The organism is Amycolatopsis sp. BJA-103, assembly GCF_002849735.1.
Classification (GTDB): Bacteria; Actinomycetota; Actinomycetes; order Mycobacteriales; family Pseudonocardiaceae; genus Amycolatopsis.
This window is the reverse complement of sequence record NZ_CP017780.1, coordinates 4770602-4785896: the sequence shown is the minus strand read 5'-3', so window position 1 is coordinate 4785896 and position 15295 is coordinate 4770602. Positions and strand designations below refer to the sequence as shown.

At 68.1% G+C, this 15295-nt stretch carries 17 protein-coding genes; 13 read left to right on the top strand and 4 right to left on the bottom strand.

Annotated features, from left to right (window positions below):
- Nucleotides 1-244: 244 nt before the first annotated feature.
- The 3 genes from BKN51_RS20725 to BKN51_RS20715 all read left to right on the top strand — a co-directional run bounded on the left by BKN51_RS20725 (nt 245) and on the right by BKN51_RS20715 (nt 2854).
- Nucleotides 245-682: a WhiB family transcriptional regulator gene (locus tag BKN51_RS20725; RefSeq protein WP_442857684.1), complete on the top strand. Its 438-nt coding sequence runs from the start codon at nt 245-247 to the stop codon at nt 680-682.
- A 100-nt stretch (nt 683-782) separates the two neighbouring features.
- Nucleotides 783-1970 (top strand): zinc-dependent alcohol dehydrogenase, encoded by a 1188-nt coding sequence (locus BKN51_RS20720; RefSeq protein ID WP_101609207.1) that lies wholly within the window; start codon nt 783-785, stop codon nt 1968-1970.
- Nucleotides 1967-2854, top strand: coding sequence for an SDR family NAD(P)-dependent oxidoreductase (locus BKN51_RS20715; RefSeq protein ID WP_199193047.1), 888 nt, complete (start codon nt 1967-1969; stop codon nt 2852-2854). The genes BKN51_RS20720 and BKN51_RS20715 overlap by 4 nt, the downstream gene beginning before the upstream one ends.
- An 8-nt stretch (nt 2855-2862) precedes the next feature.
- Here BKN51_RS20715 and BKN51_RS20710 read toward each other — a convergent pair whose 3' ends face one another.
- On the bottom strand, nt 2863-4359 hold the full coding sequence (locus BKN51_RS20710) for an FAD-dependent oxidoreductase (protein WP_101609206.1): 1497 nt from the start codon (nt 4357-4359) through the stop codon (nt 2863-2865).
- Nucleotides 4360-4546: 187 nt separating this feature from the next.
- On the opposite strand from BKN51_RS20710, the gene BKN51_RS20705 reads away from it, so the two are divergent.
- On the top strand, nt 4547-5020 hold the full coding sequence (locus BKN51_RS20705) for an SRPBCC family protein (RefSeq protein ID WP_101609205.1): 474 nt from the start codon (nt 4547-4549) through the stop codon (nt 5018-5020).
- Between the two features lie 162 nt (nt 5021-5182).
- Nucleotides 5183-5578, top strand: a complete 396-nt coding sequence (locus BKN51_RS20700) for a hypothetical protein (protein WP_101609204.1) — start codon at nt 5183-5185, stop codon at nt 5576-5578.
- Between the two features lie 59 nt (nt 5579-5637).
- Here the strand turns inward: BKN51_RS20700 and BKN51_RS20695 are convergent, their stop codons facing one another.
- A complete protein-coding gene (locus BKN51_RS20695; protein ID WP_101609203.1) occupies nt 5638-6519 on the bottom strand; it encodes a manganese catalase family protein in 882 nt (293 codons plus the stop codon).
- Between the two features lie 176 nt (nt 6520-6695).
- Nucleotides 6696-6887, bottom strand: coding sequence for a hypothetical protein (locus tag BKN51_RS20690; protein WP_101609202.1), 192 nt, complete (start codon nt 6885-6887; stop codon nt 6696-6698).
- A 144-nt stretch (nt 6888-7031) separates the two neighbouring features.
- On the opposite strand from BKN51_RS20690, the gene BKN51_RS20685 reads away from it, so the two are divergent.
- Nucleotides 7032-8108: an NAD-dependent epimerase/dehydratase family protein gene (locus BKN51_RS20685; RefSeq protein WP_101609201.1), complete on the top strand. Its 1077-nt coding sequence runs from the start codon at nt 7032-7034 to the stop codon at nt 8106-8108.
- 24 nt (nt 8109-8132) lie between these two features.
- Complete coding sequence (locus BKN51_RS20680) at nt 8133-9725, top strand: phytoene desaturase family protein (protein ID WP_101609200.1); 1593 nt, start codon at nt 8133-8135, stop codon at nt 9723-9725.
- Here the strand turns inward: BKN51_RS20680 and BKN51_RS20675 are convergent.
- Nucleotides 9716-10177 carry an SRPBCC family protein gene (locus BKN51_RS20675; RefSeq protein ID WP_101609199.1) on the bottom strand — a complete coding sequence of 154 codons (462 nt, stop codon included), beginning with the start codon at nt 10175-10177 and terminating at the stop codon, nt 9716-9718. The genes BKN51_RS20680 and BKN51_RS20675 overlap by 10 nt on opposite strands.
- A 175-nt stretch (nt 10178-10352) precedes the next feature.
- Between BKN51_RS20675 and BKN51_RS20670 the strand changes: the two genes are divergently transcribed.
- The 6 genes from BKN51_RS20670 to BKN51_RS20645 all read left to right on the top strand — a co-directional run bounded on the left by BKN51_RS20670 (nt 10353) and on the right by BKN51_RS20645 (nt 15287).
- Entirely contained in the window at nt 10353-11096 is a 744-nt protein-coding gene (locus BKN51_RS20670; protein ID WP_101609198.1) for a GAF and ANTAR domain-containing protein, read from the top strand.
- Nucleotides 11086-11862, top strand: coding sequence for a GAF and ANTAR domain-containing protein (locus BKN51_RS20665; protein ID WP_101609197.1), 777 nt, complete (start codon nt 11086-11088; stop codon nt 11860-11862). Before BKN51_RS20670 ends, BKN51_RS20665 begins: the two co-directional genes overlap by 11 nt.
- Before the next feature lie 29 nt (nt 11863-11891).
- Nucleotides 11892-12677: a GAF and ANTAR domain-containing protein gene (locus BKN51_RS20660; RefSeq protein ID WP_101609196.1), complete on the top strand. Its 786-nt coding sequence runs from the start codon at nt 11892-11894 to the stop codon at nt 12675-12677.
- Nucleotides 12678-12719: 42 nt separating this feature from the next.
- Nucleotides 12720-13466, top strand: coding sequence for an ANTAR domain-containing protein (locus BKN51_RS20655; protein ID WP_101609195.1), 747 nt, complete (start codon nt 12720-12722; stop codon nt 13464-13466).
- Nucleotides 13467-13524: 58 nt separating this feature from the next.
- Nucleotides 13525-14118: a chemotaxis protein CheB gene (locus BKN51_RS20650; RefSeq protein ID WP_101609194.1), complete on the top strand. Its 594-nt coding sequence runs from the start codon at nt 13525-13527 to the stop codon at nt 14116-14118.
- A 290-nt stretch (nt 14119-14408) separates the two neighbouring features.
- Entirely contained in the window at nt 14409-15287 is an 879-nt protein-coding gene (locus BKN51_RS20645) for a hypothetical protein (RefSeq protein ID WP_146044355.1), read from the top strand.
- Nucleotides 15288-15295 lie beyond the last annotated feature (8 nt).

Below are 15295 nucleotides of genomic sequence, written 5' to 3'. Positions count from 1 at the left end.
CCCGTCTGTCGTCGGATTCCGAACCGGTGGGGGCGGGCTCAGGATCGTTGTGCTGTTTCATCGAGGTGCCGGAAAGGGGATACCGTCCTTGCCGCGGTTTTACACCGTTCTGGCATCGGTTGACGGGCGGATACCCCTGAGCGGTGATCTCACACATCGCACCTCTTGTCGTAGTGAATCGCTTGTGCAACGCTGTGATTGGTCGAGCTGTTGATCTCGGCACGCGGCGCGCCGATGGGCGGCCGTGTCCGGTCCGGCTCACGCCACCGCCCCGGTCCATGGCGGCACTCGCCCGGGAAAGCTGTGCCTCGAGGAGGCCGGTCGATATGCATTCGTCTTCGCGAGGTTTCGTCGCGCCAAGAATTTCCTTGTTCTTTCGTGGGTCGTCATGGTCGATGTGAGCCGGTTGCCCCGCCCGATCACGACGATTTGGGATTGGCAGATGGACGCCGCGTGCCGCGAGCTCGACAGCGAGATGTTCTTTCATCCGGAATACGAACGCGGTCAGGCCGTGGATCGCCGCGACAGCCGCGCCAAGGCGGTCTGTTCCCGTTGCCCGGTGATCCGGTCGTGTCGTGCGCATGCCTTGGCAGTACGGGAGCCTTACGGCGTCTGGGGCGGCCTGACGGTCGCTGAACGAGCAACGGCCCTCAGCCGTCAGCGCGAATCGGTGACAGCCTGATCGCAGACGCGACAGCCTGTTTGGCGCCGGCGGGCGAGGGTATGCCGTCCGTAGCCGGCCTCGTCCGGGGTCGCCTGGAATCACGAACCCGGGAGTCGACATCAAAGCGTTGACATGGCAAGGAAATGAAAAGGTTCAGGTCACCGAGGTGCCGGATCCGCGCATCGAAGAACCGACCGACGCGATCATCAAGGTCACCTCGACCGCGATCTGTGGCTCGGACCTGCACCTCTACGGTGTGCTGGGCCCGTACCTCAAGCCGGGTGACGTACTCGGTCACGAGGCGATGGGCATCGTCGAAGAAGTGGGTTCCGACGCCGCCGGTCATCTGTCGGTGGGGGACCGCGTGGTGGTGCCGTTCAATATCTCGTGCGGTCATTGCTGGATGTGCGGCCGCGGCCTCTTCGCACAGTGCGAAACGACTCAGGTCCGCGATCAGGGCAAAGGCGCGAGCCTCTTCGGGTACACCTCCCTCTACGGCTCCGTCCCGGGTGGACAGGCCGAGTACCTCCGCGTACCGCAGGCCCAGTTCGGGCCGATCGTCGTCCCGGAGGGCACTCCGGACGAGCGGTTCCTGTTCCTGTCCGACATCTTGCCGACCGCTTGGCAGGCCGTCCGCTACGCCGACGTGCCACCCGGCGGAACGGTGGCGGTCCTCGGCCTCGGTCCGGTCGGGCAGTTCGCCGTCCGCATCGCCGCCCACCTCGGGGCCGGCCGGATCATCGGGGTCGACCGGGTGCCCGAACGGCTCGCGCTCGCCGCGCGGTACGGGGCCGAACCCGTCAACCTCGATCACGTCGACGACGTGGCCGCCGCGTTGATCGACCTGGTCGACGGCCGCGGTCCGGACGCCACCATCGACGCCGTCGGGATGGAAGCCCACGGCGGACGACTCGTCGCGGCCGCGCAGAAGGCCATGGGTCTCCTCCCGGACGCGCTCGCCCAGAAGGTGACCGACAAGCTGGCCGTCGACCGGCTCGGCGCTCTGCACGCGGCCGTGAAGGGGGTGCGACGAGGCGGGACGGCGTCGATCTCCGGTGTCTACGGCGGCGAACTCGACGCGATGCCGATGATGGAGATGTTCGACCGGGGCATTCACCTGCGCATGGGCCAGGCCCACGTGCGGAACTGGACCGACGAGATCCTGCCGCTGTTGCTCGACCCGGCCGACCCGCTCGGAGCGCTGGACCTCACCACGCATCACCTTCCCCTCGCCGATGCCGCGAGCGGCTACGAGATGTTCCGGGACAAGCTCGACGGCTGCGTCAAGGTGGTGCTCAACCCTTGACCGGCCGGGTCGTGCTCGTCGTCGGTGCCAGCAGCGGGATCGGGCTGGCGGCGTCGATCGCGTTCGCCGCCCTCGATGACGACCTGGTGCTGGTCTCGCGCAGCGCCGACGCGCTCAAAGCCGCGGAAACGGCTTGCCGGGACGCGGGAAGCGGTGAAGTGGACGCCGTTGTCGAAGACATCGGCGATCCGGCGGCCGCCGGGCGGATCGTCGCGCGGACGCTGGACCGGCACGGGTGCATCGACGTCGTCGTGCACACCGCGACGGTGATGGCCTACGGCACTGTCGAGGCGATGCCGGCGGACGTGTTCACCGCCGTCGTCGACACCGCGGTACACGGCACCGTCCACTTGAGCCGCGCGGTTCTCCCGGTGCTGCGCAGACAACGCACGGGCACGTTCATCGGGGTCAACTCGCTGCTCGGCTCGGTCACCGTCCCGCAGATGGGTGCCTACGCGGCGTCGAAATGGGGACAGCGCGCCGTGCTGCGCACCCTGCAGCAAGAAACGCGGGACGAACCCGGGGTCCACGTCTGCATCGTGAGTCCCGGAAGTATCAACACCCCGATCTACTACCAGGCCGCCAACTACTCCGGCCGGATCGTCCGGCCGCCGTGGCCGGTCCTCGCCCCGGAACGGGTGGCCGCGGCGATCGTCCGGCTGGCCGACCGGCCCCGCAGACACGTGTCCGTGCCGGTCGGGCCGGGGAATCCGATTGTCATCGCCGGATTCCGGCTCCTGCCGCTGCTCTACGACAGGCTGGTCGGCCCTCTGTTCCGGCTGGCCGCGCTCAGCCGCGGACGCTCGGAGCCCACGGTGGGCACCGTGCACCGGCCGGAGCCCGCGCGTGAACGCGTACACGGGCACTGGCCGGAGCCTCACTGAGCGGTGCGTCAGGGATCGCGCCGGGGGAGTGGCTCGACGGCAGGTCCTTCGAGCACCGCGCCGTCGACGTCGAATCGAGAGCCGTGACAGGGGCAGTCCCAGCTGCGTTCGGCTCCGTTGAAGCGCAGAAGGCAACCTAGGTGGGTGCACCGCAACGAGACCGCGTGCAGGGCGCCCGCCTGGTCCCGGTACACGCCCTTCTTGCCGGCTCCGTCACGGCGGACCCGTGCCTCGTCGATCGGGACCTCGGCGGTGTCGTGTTCGTCCACAGGAGACAGCCGGTCTCCGACGAGGTCTTTGGCGGTCTTCGTGTTCTGCCGAACCAGCGCGGGAACGTTCCGGAGACTGAGCCGATGGGGGGAGAAGAGGGCGGCGTGCGGATTTCCGGCGCCGCTGATGCGATCGGCGAGGACCTCGGCGCCGATCGTGGCCATGGCGAGGCCCCATTTGGCGAATCCTGTCGCGACCCACAGTCGCAAAGCGCCCGGCAGATAGGAGCCGACCATGGGTAAGCCGTCGTAGGCGTGCGGATCCTGCGCTGACCAGCGGTGGACTACTTCGGCGACGTCGAAGTACTTCTGGGCGAAGTCGGTGAGGGCGGTATAGCGCTCGAAGTCGATGCCGCGGTCTCCGACCGGATGACTCTGGCCGCCGAGGACGAGGTGTTCACCGTGGCGGCCGAAGGAATACGAAGGACTTCCCGCGCTGATCGACAAGTCTTCAGGCAGGGACTCGCCGTGCAGGCGCATCGCGACGCAATAAGACCTTTCGGCGTCGAGCCGGGCGAAGAACAGGCCGCGATCCAGGATCGGATAATGGGTCGCCACCACGAGATGCTCGGCCCGGACGGTTCCACCGGCGGTCCGGGCTTCGAACGGCATGGTGTTGGACACGCTCAGCACCCTGCTGTGTTCGAACAACCGCCCGCCCTCCGCGACGAACGCGGCCGCGAGCCCCCGTAGGTACTTCACCGGATGCAGGACGAGTTGATCGTGCAGGCGGACGGCGCCGTAGGTGGGGAAGGGCAGGTCCAACTCCTCGGCCCACTCCACCGCAAGTCCGGCTTTCTTCGCCGCGTCCGCTTCGGAGCGGACGATGTCGCGTTCGGCCTCGGTCAGGGCGAAGGTCGCCGCCGGAGCGCGCCGCACGTCGCAGTCGAGCGGTTCGGCCAATGTGGACAGGAGTTCCACACCGGCCGTGGCGGCCGACGCGTAGGCGGCCACGGTCGCGGCGCTGTGAGACCTGGTCAAGGTCGAATACTTAGTGGATTGCAGCGCGGTCACCTTCGCGGTGTTGTTGCCGCTCGCCCCGCTACCGACGGTTTCGGCCTCGACGAGTGCGACTTCGAAGCCGCGACGCAGGAGCAGGAGGGCGGTGGTGAGCCCGGCGATCCCGCCTCCGATGACGACCACGTGGCTGGTGTGCCTGCCGGAAAGCGCTTCGGACGTCGTGGCCGGAACGTCTTGCGACCACAATGATGGGTTGACCGTGGGCCGGGTGGACATCGGGGGCACCTTCCTCTCCTGTCCTTCGGCGCATACCCGGCCCGCCGGGATCGAAACGACGCGCCATCGCCCGGCGGCCGGTTCGCTCGAATATGGATCGGTTTGCCTTTGCGCTGGGCGGGTAGCCAGGAATTGCCCGTGCACTCAGGTGCCGCAAATCGAACCACCACTTCAAGGAGTTGTCGCCGTGAGCGCCATCATCAAGTCCGTCGACGTCGAGGCCACCGTTCCGGCGGTGTACAACCAGTGGACCCAGTTCTCCGACTTCCCCCGGTTCATGGAAGGCGTCGAGCGGATCGAGCAGATCGACGACACGCATACGCACTGGACGACCAGTATCGGCGGCGTGACCCGTGAATTCGACGCGACGATCACGGAGCAGCACCCCGACGAGCGGGTCGCCTGGCAGTCTGCCTCAGGTCCCAATCACGCCGGCGTGGTGACCGTCCATCGCATCGATGACGTCCGTACGCGCGTCACGGTGCAAATGGACATCGATCCCGAGGGATTCGTGGAGAACGTCGCCGACAAGCTCGGCATCATCGACCGCCGCGTCCAAAGCGACCTGGACCGCTTCAAGACGTTCATCGAGAACCGGGACGGTCACGCGACCGGTTCCTGGCGCGGTGACGTCGATCGCGCACCCCAGCAGCCGAGCTGACTTCCGCTTTCGCGGAACCGAAGGCCGCGACGGGCTCCGCTCCGGAGGCCCGTCGCCGCAGAGCGGCCGGTTTCCCTTCGTGAGGGGCCATTCTCGAAGGGAAACCGGCCGCGCGCCTGCTTTCTGGAAGTTCGCCGTATTCCTTGGAAGGAGATGACGGCAATGCCGTCCTTCGAGCACACCGCCGGTGTCATGCTTCCGGCGGACGAGTTGTTCGCGTACCTCGCCGATCCCGAAAACCTGGCTCAGCTGACCGAAGTATTCAGCGTAAGTGGCGTCAAAGTCCCGGTGGAGGCCGAGGGCGAGGCGTGGCTACGAGCCGATCGGCACGCGAAGACCCTGCGCTGGGGTTCACCCGATGAAGGTGATGACCACGGCGGGCTGAGCGTCGAAGAGCGCGGCGCGGGTCAGTGCGAGGTCTCGATACGTTTTCACACCGGACGTGAAGGCGGGCAGAACGTGCAACGCGTCTTGGTCGAGGCCGTCGCCACGCTGACGCAGCGGGCCGCCGCCGAAACAGACCGGCAGGCGGGAGAACATCAGCAGGGCTGGACCTGAGCCCGTCGCCGGTCGTGCCGCGACGGGCCTCTCTCTGTGAGGGGCCCGTCGCGTTGTGATCAGTTCTTGGAATTCTTGGTGATCTTGTTCTTCGCCGACTTGGCTTTGCCCTTCATCGTTCCGACCGCGTCTTGCACCGGCGCGTAGGTCCCGTACAGCGCGGGATCGGGCTTGGGCGCGGTTCCGGGACCTCCGAGCGGTTGGGGATCGATCAGGTATTCGATCTCCTCACCGCGGAAACTCCAGTTCGCCTTGGCACCGGCGGGTCCGTCGGAGAGGTGCCAAACGGTGTTGTTGTGCTCCTGGTCCTCCTCGTCGAACAGCGCGGTGGGCGCGATGTCGCCTTCGAGGCCGTCGGCTTCCAGTTCTTCGATGGCGGCGAGCCATTGTTTCTGGTGCACGGTGTCGCGAGCGAGGTTGAATCGCAACATCGCCTTCACACCGGGATCGTCGGTCATGTTGTACAGACGGGCCGTCTGCAGCCTTCCCTGTGCCTCGGCGGCGGCGTTGGCCCGGAAGTCGGCCAGCAGATTCCCGCTCGCCACGATGTAACCACCGCTCCACGGCACGCCTTGGCTGTTGCCGAGCATCGCGCCGCCACCGGCGACGATCGCTTGTTGCGGATCCATCCCGCCGAGGATCGCCGCGGTCATCGGATCCTTGGCGGCCTCGGCCATCTCGGTGGCGGGCGCCCCTTCCAGCAGCCGGGCGACCATGGTGGCGAGCATTTCGACATGCCCGATCTCCTCGGTCGCCGTGTCCATGATCAGGTCCTTGTACTTGCCTTCGACCCGGCAGTTCCAGCCCTGGAACAGATACTGCATCGTCACGGTCATCTCACCATAAGCGCCGCCGATGAGTTCTTGCAGCTTCCGGGCATAGAGCGCGTCCGGCTTTTCGGGTTTGGCTTCGAATTGGAGCAATTGACTATGGCGGAACATCGGTGACCTCCAAGAAAGAAACGGATATCGGAGCGAACATCGGCCGGATACCCCAGAGGCGGCCGCTCACACAGAATGGTGAAACTTCGTCTGCGCTCGAATGGATATCGCGTTTTTCCCCGGTGGTGGGCAGGGCAGCCGTCGTTCATGGTCTCCACCACGACCGGTCGCCTGGCTCAAGAAGTCCGTGGCCGTCCGACGGTCAGAACAAGACGGCCGCGCGGGCCACGCAACAGAACCCAGCCGTCGCGGGCGCTCTCGATGTCGTATCCGGTGGCCAGGTACCAGTCCAAGGCCCGTGTCATTCCGGCGCCGGGTTCGACGTGCACTGCCTCGCGAGTGGTCGGATCGCCGGTCTCGATCGTCATGGCCGCTCCCCACTTGGACGGACTCGTGCCGCCGGGGCTGGGGCGAACCTGATGGACCCGAATACCCCGGTGATCAGCAGGCAAACGTCGCGGACGGCCGGAAGAGCGAGGTTTCATCCCCATCCGGCCGGGTAAGCCCCCCTTGTGCGGATTGTGATCACCGGCGCTACCGGTAATGTCGGGACGGCGCTGCTCCACACCTTCGAGTCCGGTGACGACGAGGTGATCGGGGTGGTGCGGAGACTTCCCGACACCACGGCCGAGCCGTACCGCGCGGCGAGCTGGTGCGCGGCGGATCTCGGGGATGACGTCGGCCGAGCGAAGCTGGCGGATGTGGTGCAAGGCGCGGACGCGGTCGTTCATCTCGCCTGGGCGATCTCGCCGGGACGCGACGAGCCGCCGATGTGGCGGACGAACGACCACGGCACCCGCAACGTACTTGCCGCGGTGGCGGCGGCCGGGGTGCCGCGGCTGGTAGTCCTGTCGTCGGTCGCCGCCTACGGGCCGGCCCCGCGGTGGAGCAAGGTGACCGAGGACTGGCCGTGCGACGGAATCGCGACCAGCGCCTACAGCCGCGGCAAGGCCGCACTCGAGAGCCTGCTCGACCGGTTCGAGGAGAATCACCCCGACATCAAAATGGCGCGGTTGCGTCCGTGCGCGATCCTGCAGCGGCGCGCGGCGGGGGAGTTCGAGCGCTGGCTGCTCGGTCCGGCCGTTCCCGCGGGCATCGTGGGCGGGCGGTGGCTCCCGATTCCACTGTGGACGGATTTGCGGGCGCAGGCGGTGCACAGCGCCGATGTCGCCGAAGCCATCCGCCTGGTACTCGCGAGCCGTTTCACCGGAGCGGTCAATCTCGCCGCGCCCGAAGTGCTCGGTGCTGACGCGCTGGCCGGTCTGCTCGGCGGGATCCGTGTCCCGGCACCGCGCTCGGTCGTCCGTCTGGCCGCCTTCGCCGCTTGGCGGACCGGTGCCTTGCCCCTGCACCCCGGCTGGCTGGATCTCGCCGACAACGCGCCGCTCGTGGACACCACGCTCGCCGAGACCGCGCTGGGATGGAAACCCCGCCACGACGCCGCGAGCGTGATCGCCGAACTGGTCGCCGGACTCCGATCGGGCGAGGGCGCGGCGAGCCCGCCGCTCACCCCGCCGCGGGGTGACGGACTTCTGCCCCGGCTCCGTTCGCTCGCCCGGTTGAGGCCCAGCCACCAATCGCAATCCTGACAACCTGATGATCGAGAGGCTCGGATGAGCACGGAAGTCTTCGACGCGGTCGTCATCGGCGCCGGCCACAACGGCCTGGTCGCGGCGAACCTGCTGGCCGACGAGGGCTGGTCGGTCCTGGTGCTGGAACAGGCGGACAAGCCGGGCGGCGCGGTGCGGACCGAAGAAGTCACCGAGCCGGGCTTCCGCAACGACCTCTGCAGCGCCTTCTTCCCGCTCACCGCGGTGTCGCCGGTGATCCGGGGGCTGAATCTGGAGGAGCAAGGCCTGCGGTGGCGGCACGCTCCCGAAGTCCTCGCGCACGTGCTGCCCGACAACAGATGCGCGGTGCTCTCACGGGACATCGAGCGAACGGCGGCGTCGGCCGACGAGTTCGCGTCGGGAGACGGCGCCGCCTGGAAGCGGCTTTTCGCGCAGTGGCAGGACATTCGCGAACCGTTGCTCGACGCCTTGTTCACGCCGTTCCCGCCGGTGCGCCCGGCTCTGCGGCTGCTGCGGCACACGGGGACCGCCGACGCGCTGCGCCTGGCCCGGATGCTCACGTTGCCCGCGCGCCGTTTCGGGGAAGAACTCTTCGAGGGCGAGGGGGCACGGTTGCTGCTGGCCGGGAACGCCGCGCACAGCGACCTTTCCGTCGACAACGCGGGCAGCGCCGTATTCGGCTGGCTGCTCGCGATGATCGGCCAGGACGCCGGATTTCCGGTGCCGGCCGGCGGAGCGGGAGAACTGACCGCGGCACTGGTGCGGCGGCTGGTCGCTCGTGGCGGCGAGGTCCGATGTCGTTGTCCTGTCACGGAAGTACTGGTCGCGGGCGGGCGTGCGATGGGGGTGCGCGACAGCGCGGGGGATCCGATCCGGGCACGCAAGGCCGTCCTCGCGGATGTACCGGCGCCGACGTTGTACGGCGAGATGGTCGCTCCGGAATGGCTTCCGTCCCGGCTGCTGGAGGATCTCGGCCGGTTCCAGTGGGACAGCGCCACGGTGAAGGTGGACTGGGCGCTGTCCGGCCCCGTTCCGTGGAAGGCCGAGGGCGCTCGCGGAGCGGGAACGATCCACCTCGGCACCGACCTGGACGGCCTGTCGGTGTTCGGCGGCGACCTCGTTCGCGGCCGGAGCCCGCGCAATCCGTTCCTGTTGTTCGGGCAGATGACGACGAGCGACCCGGACCGGTCACCTCCGGGCACCGAAGCCGCGTGGGCGTACACCCACGTGCCACGCGGGGTCATGGAAAACCGGAAGGCACTGGACCGGCAGGTCGCGAGGATCGAGAAGACGGTCGAGGCGAACGCGCCGGGCTTCCTCGACCTGATCCAGGGCCGGTACGTGCAGGGGCCGCTCGAACTGGCAGGCCACGATCCCGGCCTGGTGGGTGGCGCGATCAACGGCGGCACCACGGCCATCCACCAGCAGTTGTTCTTCCGCCCGGTCCCGGGCCTCGGCCGCGCGGACACCCCGGTGGACCGCCTGTTCCTGGCGGGATCCGCCGCCCATCCGGGAGGAGCGGTCCACGGCGGCCCCGGAGCCAACGCGGCCCGCGCCGCGCTGGCGCGGGCCGGTCGGCTCGGCGGTGGCTATGCGGCGGTGATCCGCGCCGCGAACCGGGCGGTCTACGACTGAGCGGCCTTCCGGTTCGCGTGCTTCCCGGTCACCAGATCGGCCAGCCGCGCGAGGGCTTCGGTGTTGCGGGGCTTGGCGACGAGCGCCTGGACCGCCTCCGGCAGGAACTTGCCAGGACCTCGAGTGACCTCCTCCGCCATCCGGACCTCGGTCTTGCCTTCGCCATGAGGGCGAAGGGTGAGCCTGACCTCCGCGGCGCCCAATGGCCAGCCCCTGGCCTCGAGGGAAAGGAACGTGCCGGGTTCGACGGCCTTCACCACGGTGACGTCCTGGATGTGCAGTGGCCACGGCCCGACGCTGTGATGGATCCGCGACCCGACGGCGGGCCAGTCCTCGTCGACGTCACGGATATGGGAACTGCCGACCACCCAGCCCGCGTATTGCCAGCCGTCGGCGAGCACGACGAAGACGACGTCCGGTGGTACATCGATGATGCGGCTGACCTCGATCACGGTGTCCTCCTGTTTCGGGGGTGGCAGAGCCCGAGTACCCCGCCGACGCGGCTTGAAGCCTTGGCGGGAACCGGCTGGGTTCGGTGGTCCTTTTGCGAGAAGCCTCCGAACGGCCGCGTGGGTGTGAGAGCCGTACGCTCCGGGTATCCACAGGGTCTAGCGCCAGGGAGGACCGATGGTGGAGAACCGGCGTCAGCGGCTGCAAGCGCTGCTGGCCGCCGACCGTGCCGCCAAGCCTGCTTCGGTGGTGAGCCTGGCGTGCGGTCGTTGTGTGGTGGAGTTGTCCGTCACCGGCGCTGGGGCGACCGTGCTGGCCGAGATGCCCACTGGAAACGGCAATGGCGACAGGCGTCAGAGCCGTGGTCTGGTGCATGCGACGAATCCGGTGAGCGCCGGGCTGGAAGATCTACAGCTCACTGTGGGAGAAGGGCCGTGCCTGGACGCCTTCGCGACCGGCGGACCCGTGCTGGTCGCCGATCTGGCGGCGGAGCTGGCGCGGTGGCCCGCGTTCACGCCCGCCGCGTGCGAGCTGGGCGCGGCGGCGGTGTTCTCCTTCCCGTTGCAGGTCGGGGTGGCGCGGCTGGGATCGCTGGATCTCTATCGCGACACGGCCGGCCCCCTCACCCGGGTCGAACTGGCCGACGCGCTGATCCTGAGCGACCTGGCCACCCAAGGGGTCGTGGACGACCTGGACGGTCACAGCGTCGACGATGTGAGCTGGCTGGCGGATCCGCACGTCCAGGTGCATCAGGCAGCGGGGATGGTGCAGGTCCAGCTGGGTTCGACCACGGAGGTGGCGTTGATGCGACTCCGCGGCTATGCCTTCACCCACGGCGTTCCCCTGGCCGATGTCGCCCAACAGGTCGTCGAGCGTTCCCTGCGCTTCACCGATACCGAGGACGGCAACAATGCCCACTGAGGGAGAGTCCCACGAGATGACCACCGACCGGGAGCAAACAGTCGCCGACACGTTCGTGTCGTTGGCGGACACATTGGTCGCGGACTTCGATGTGCTCGATTTCCTCGGTCTGCTCACCGAACGGGCCGTCGACTTGCTCAACGTCGACGCCGCCGCGGTGATCCTGTCCGATCAGCGAGGCGGATGGCGGCCCACGGCCGGGTCGTCCGAACAGGCCGAGCTGATCGAGGTCTTCGCCGCGCAAACCCAGCAGGGCCCTTGTCTGGACTGCGTTGACAGCGGCGTGATGGTGGCCTCGGCCGATCTCTCCGCCGACCTCGAACGATGGCCCGATTTCGCGCCGGCGGCGGTCAACGCGGGCTTCCGTGCGGCGTGTGCGGTGCCGATGCGGCTCCGTGACGACGTCATCGGCGCCTTGACGCTGCTGGGCACCAAACCGGTAGCCATCGACGACACCAGTGTCGCCTTGGGACAGTCGCTCGCCGACATCGCCACCATCGGGATCCTGCAGCATCGCGCGATCCGGCACGACGAGATCGTGTCCGAGCAGTTGCAAGCGGCCTTGCATCACCGCACCGTCGTCGAGCAGGCCAAGGGTGTTCTGGCCGAAGCCGGCGGGTTGGACATGCACCAGGCGTACCTCGCGCTGCGCGGCTACGCCCACGCGCACCGCCGCCGGTTGTCCGATATCGCGCGAGATGTGGCGACCATGGCCCTGGATCCGCACACCCTGCTGACCGCCCCGACCGATGTCTCCCGGTCGTGACCCCGTGAAAAGACAGAGGAGCGCAGCTCATGTCCCAGACCCCGGACTCGGTGCAGCAAACGTCGCATGACCGGGAGCGACAGGTGTCCCGCACGTTCGTCAGCCTCGCCGACACCCTGGTGGCCGACTTCGACATCGCCGACTTCCTGAGCATGCTCACCGAGCAATGCGTCGACCTGCTCGGTGTTTCCGCGGCCGGAGTGATCCTGCTCGATTCCAACGGGGGCTTGCAGGTCGCGGCCACCTCCTCGCAGCGAGCCGAGTTGCTGGGGCTGTTCGCGGTGCAGACCGATGACGGGCCGTGCATCGACTGCGTCCGCAGCGGCGCCCCGGTGTCCAGCGCGGACCTGTCTGCCGAGGCACACCGCTGGCCGAGGTTCACCGCCGCGGCCGCGGAGTGCGGGTTCCGCGCCGCCCATGCCCTGCCGATGCGGCTGCGAGACCAGGTCGTCGGCGTCATGACGCTCTTGGACACCGGTATCGGCGGCCCGGATCGCGACGACATCGAACTCGGGCAGGCCCTGGCCGACGTCGCCACCATCGGCATCCTGCAGCAGCGCAGCATCGAACGCGGGGACCAGCTCACCGGGCAGTTGCAAACCGCGCTGGACAGCCGTGTCGTGATCGAACAGGCCAAGGGTGTGCTCGCCGAGCACGGTCAGGTCTCGATGGACGAGGCCTTCACCCGGCTACGCGGCTATGCCCGCACTCACCACCACCGGCTCACCGAACTCGCCCACGCTGTCGCAGGGGGCACCGCGGACCTGACCGCGATCTTGAAGCACCCGCAACCCCGTCGAAGCTCACTGCCGTAGGACGGATCACCACGCCGCCGAGTTGCGGGACAGGGAGGGATCATGACGCAGACCGATGACACGGCGACCGCGTTGCGGGAGCTGACCGAGACCCTCACCACCAACGAATCCGTACCCGCCGTGCTCCAGCGAGTCTGCATGTGGGTGGTCTCGTTGGTGCCCGACGCCACCGCCGCGTCGGTGACGCTGATCGAGAACGGCCGGCCGCGCACGATCGCCACCACCGACGAACGCATCATGGATCTCGACCGTGCCCAGTACGACGCCGACGACGGGCCTTGCCTGCACGCCCTGCGCACCGTGACCACCGTCCGTGCCGACGCCCCCGAAGCCACGCGCCGGTGGCCAGAGTTCGCCGACGCCGCCGCCTCGGCCGGAATCGTGACTGTCCTGGCGTGTGCGCTGGTGCTGCCCGACGCCGGGTCCACGGCGTCTTCAGTGGATTCCGTCGCCACCATGGCGGGCGCGGTGAACGTCTGGAGCGATCAGCAGGGGGCGTTCGACCCGGTCGAAGCCGCGCTCGTCACCATGTTCACCGGCGCGGTCTCCGCGGTCGTGCTGACCGCGCGCCGCTGGGAACGTGCCGCGATCCTGGCCGAAAACCTACAGACTGCGCTGACCACCCGCGACGTCATCGCCACGGCCAAAGGCATCGTGATGGCCCGACGCGAAGTCGACGCCGACGAGGCCTTCGCCTGGATCATCGATCTCTCACAACGCACGAACCGCAAGATCCGCGACCTGGCCGCCGTCCTCGTCGAGGACCCGACCCTCGTCGAGCTCGCGTAGCCGGACGCGGCCCTCGCGATGATCTTCCAACCCGCCTGACAGGTGAGGATGATGGGCGATGGGCACAGCTGATCCTTACGCGTTGCGGTTCCCGGTCATCGCGCTGGTGACCTCCATTGGCGGGATCGACGCCCTCACCCGGGTCCTTGGCCCACTCTCGGCCGATCTGCCCGCCGCCGTGATCGTCGCGCAGCATCTGAGCCCCGATCGGACCAGCCACTTGACTGACATCCTCCGGAATCGGACGGCGTTACGTGTGCAGCACGCCGTCGATGGCGACGAGCTGATTCCCGGCACGGTGCTCGTGGCCCCCGCGGCACGACATCTGCTGGTGACCCCCGATGCGCGGATCGGGCTGCTCGACACCGGAGCTCTGCCTCCGGCCCGCCCGTCGGCCGACCTCCTGCTGGCCACCCTCGCTGTTACCTGTGGCCCCCGTGCGCTGGCCGTGGTGCTTACCGGAAGCGGCACCGACGCCCAGGCCGGGGTCCGTGCCATCTCTCACTGCGGAGGTACGGTGTTCGCCCAGAACGAAGCCTCGTCCGAAAGTTTCGGCATGCCCGGTGCCGCGATCGCCACCGGTCTGGTTCGCGATGTGCTGGCCCTGTCCGATATCGCCGCCGCCATTCAGGCACACGTCCGCACACCCTGACCGGCTTGTGGCCGCGACGAAATCCTCGTCGGCGACGCTCCTGAACGGCAACCTTGCTTTCACTGTGTGGCGGCCCGCCGTTCCCTGGTCACTCTGCGCTGCCTCGCGATGCCTCTTCGTGGAAAAGTGTGCCGAAACGCTGAAGAATTCAGCAGCGTACCCGCTACCTGGCGGTAGAAAACCCTTGCGCAGCAATTAAAAAAGGTTGTTCATCCCCCAATCTGGTGACACCCCTCGGAACGAAAACCCCATGACAGGTGAAGTTCCGACCCGGAAGGGGGGTGAAATGGATGAATACTTCCCAGTCGCGAGTCCTGCCCGGTGACGACATCATTGTCCTGAGGCAAGTGCTCGTGGTGATAGGCGCGTTGTTCGGTCTCGCTCTCCTGGCGATCCTGTTGTCCGGGACGGCGGACGCGTCGGACCGGTCTCCGGAACCCGGCGGCTCAGGTCTGCTCGGTGACGTCGTGGGCGCGGGTACCAAATCCGCGATGCCGCTCCTCGAATCGGTTGCGAAACCCGTTCATCGGGTGGCGTCGGAGGTGGCGCCCGTGGTGGAGCAGGTGACAAAGCCGGTCGAGCCGGTGTTGTCGCAGGTGGTACGACCGGTCGCGAGGGTTGCCGGGCCGGTCGCACGGCCAGTGCTCGATTCGCTGGCTCCGGTCACCGAACCGGTTGCCCACGCGGTGGGAGCGGAACGGCTGGTCACGGCTCTGGACGGTGAACCGTCCAGGTCGGAGCGGCCGGCTGTAGCCGGGTCGGCGTCGCGCAGCGACGTCAGCGCGGGTTCGGCACCCGCGCCCGCAATCGAAGTCCACAGTGGACTTGTCTGGGGTGCGGATTCGGCCTGGGCCCGCGCCGCAGAGCGCGGACAGTCGGTTCCAGGGCGCGAACGGCCGGTTTCTCCGGAGACGACTCATCCCGGTGAAGCGTCTGTGGTCAAGGTTCCTGGTCCGGCCGGTGGTGGCCCCGCCTTGCCGAGCGGGCCGAGTTCCGTCGGCGTCGGTGGTTCGATGTCGGCGAGTTCGGGCGGATCGCACGGCGGTGAGTACGCGGTGACCGAGACCGGTACGGGCATGCCCGGAACGGATCGGGCGTGGCGAGCACCACCGGACGACCGGAGATCCGTCCCGTGGCCGGACGAGTACGGCCACGACCATCCCAGTTGACGAACCCT

Bases quoted from the DNA above. Each gene is read 5' to 3' on its own strand.
- BKN51_RS20695 (WP_101609203.1), bottom strand. From the start codon at position 6,519: ATGTTCCGCCATAGTCAATTGCTCCAATTCGAAGCCAAACCCGAAAAG.
- BKN51_RS20665 (WP_101609197.1), top strand. From the start codon at position 11,086: ATGCCCACTGAGGGAGAGTCCCACGAGATGACCACCGACCGGGAGCAA.
- BKN51_RS20700 (WP_101609204.1), top strand. From the start codon at position 5,183: ATGCCGTCCTTCGAGCACACCGCCGGTGTCATGCTTCCGGCGGACGAG.
- BKN51_RS20680 (WP_101609200.1), top strand. From the start codon at position 8,133: ATGAGCACGGAAGTCTTCGACGCGGTCGTCATCGGCGCCGGCCACAAC.
- BKN51_RS20690 (WP_101609202.1), bottom strand. From the start codon at position 6,887: ATGACGATCGAGACCGGCGATCCGACCACTCGCGAGGCAGTGCACGTC.
- BKN51_RS20670 (WP_101609198.1), top strand. From the start codon at position 10,353: ATGGTGGAGAACCGGCGTCAGCGGCTGCAAGCGCTGCTGGCCGCCGAC.
- BKN51_RS20710 (WP_101609206.1), bottom strand. From the start codon at position 4,359: ATGTCCACCCGGCCCACGGTCAACCCATCATTGTGGTCGCAAGACGTT.
- BKN51_RS20650 (WP_101609194.1), top strand. From the start codon at position 13,525: ATGGGCACAGCTGATCCTTACGCGTTGCGGTTCCCGGTCATCGCGCTG.
- BKN51_RS20660 (WP_101609196.1), top strand. From the start codon at position 11,892: ATGTCCCAGACCCCGGACTCGGTGCAGCAAACGTCGCATGACCGGGAG.
- BKN51_RS20655 (WP_101609195.1), top strand. From the start codon at position 12,720: ATGACGCAGACCGATGACACGGCGACCGCGTTGCGGGAGCTGACCGAG.
- BKN51_RS20645 (WP_146044355.1), top strand. From the start codon at position 14,409: ATGAATACTTCCCAGTCGCGAGTCCTGCCCGGTGACGACATCATTGTC.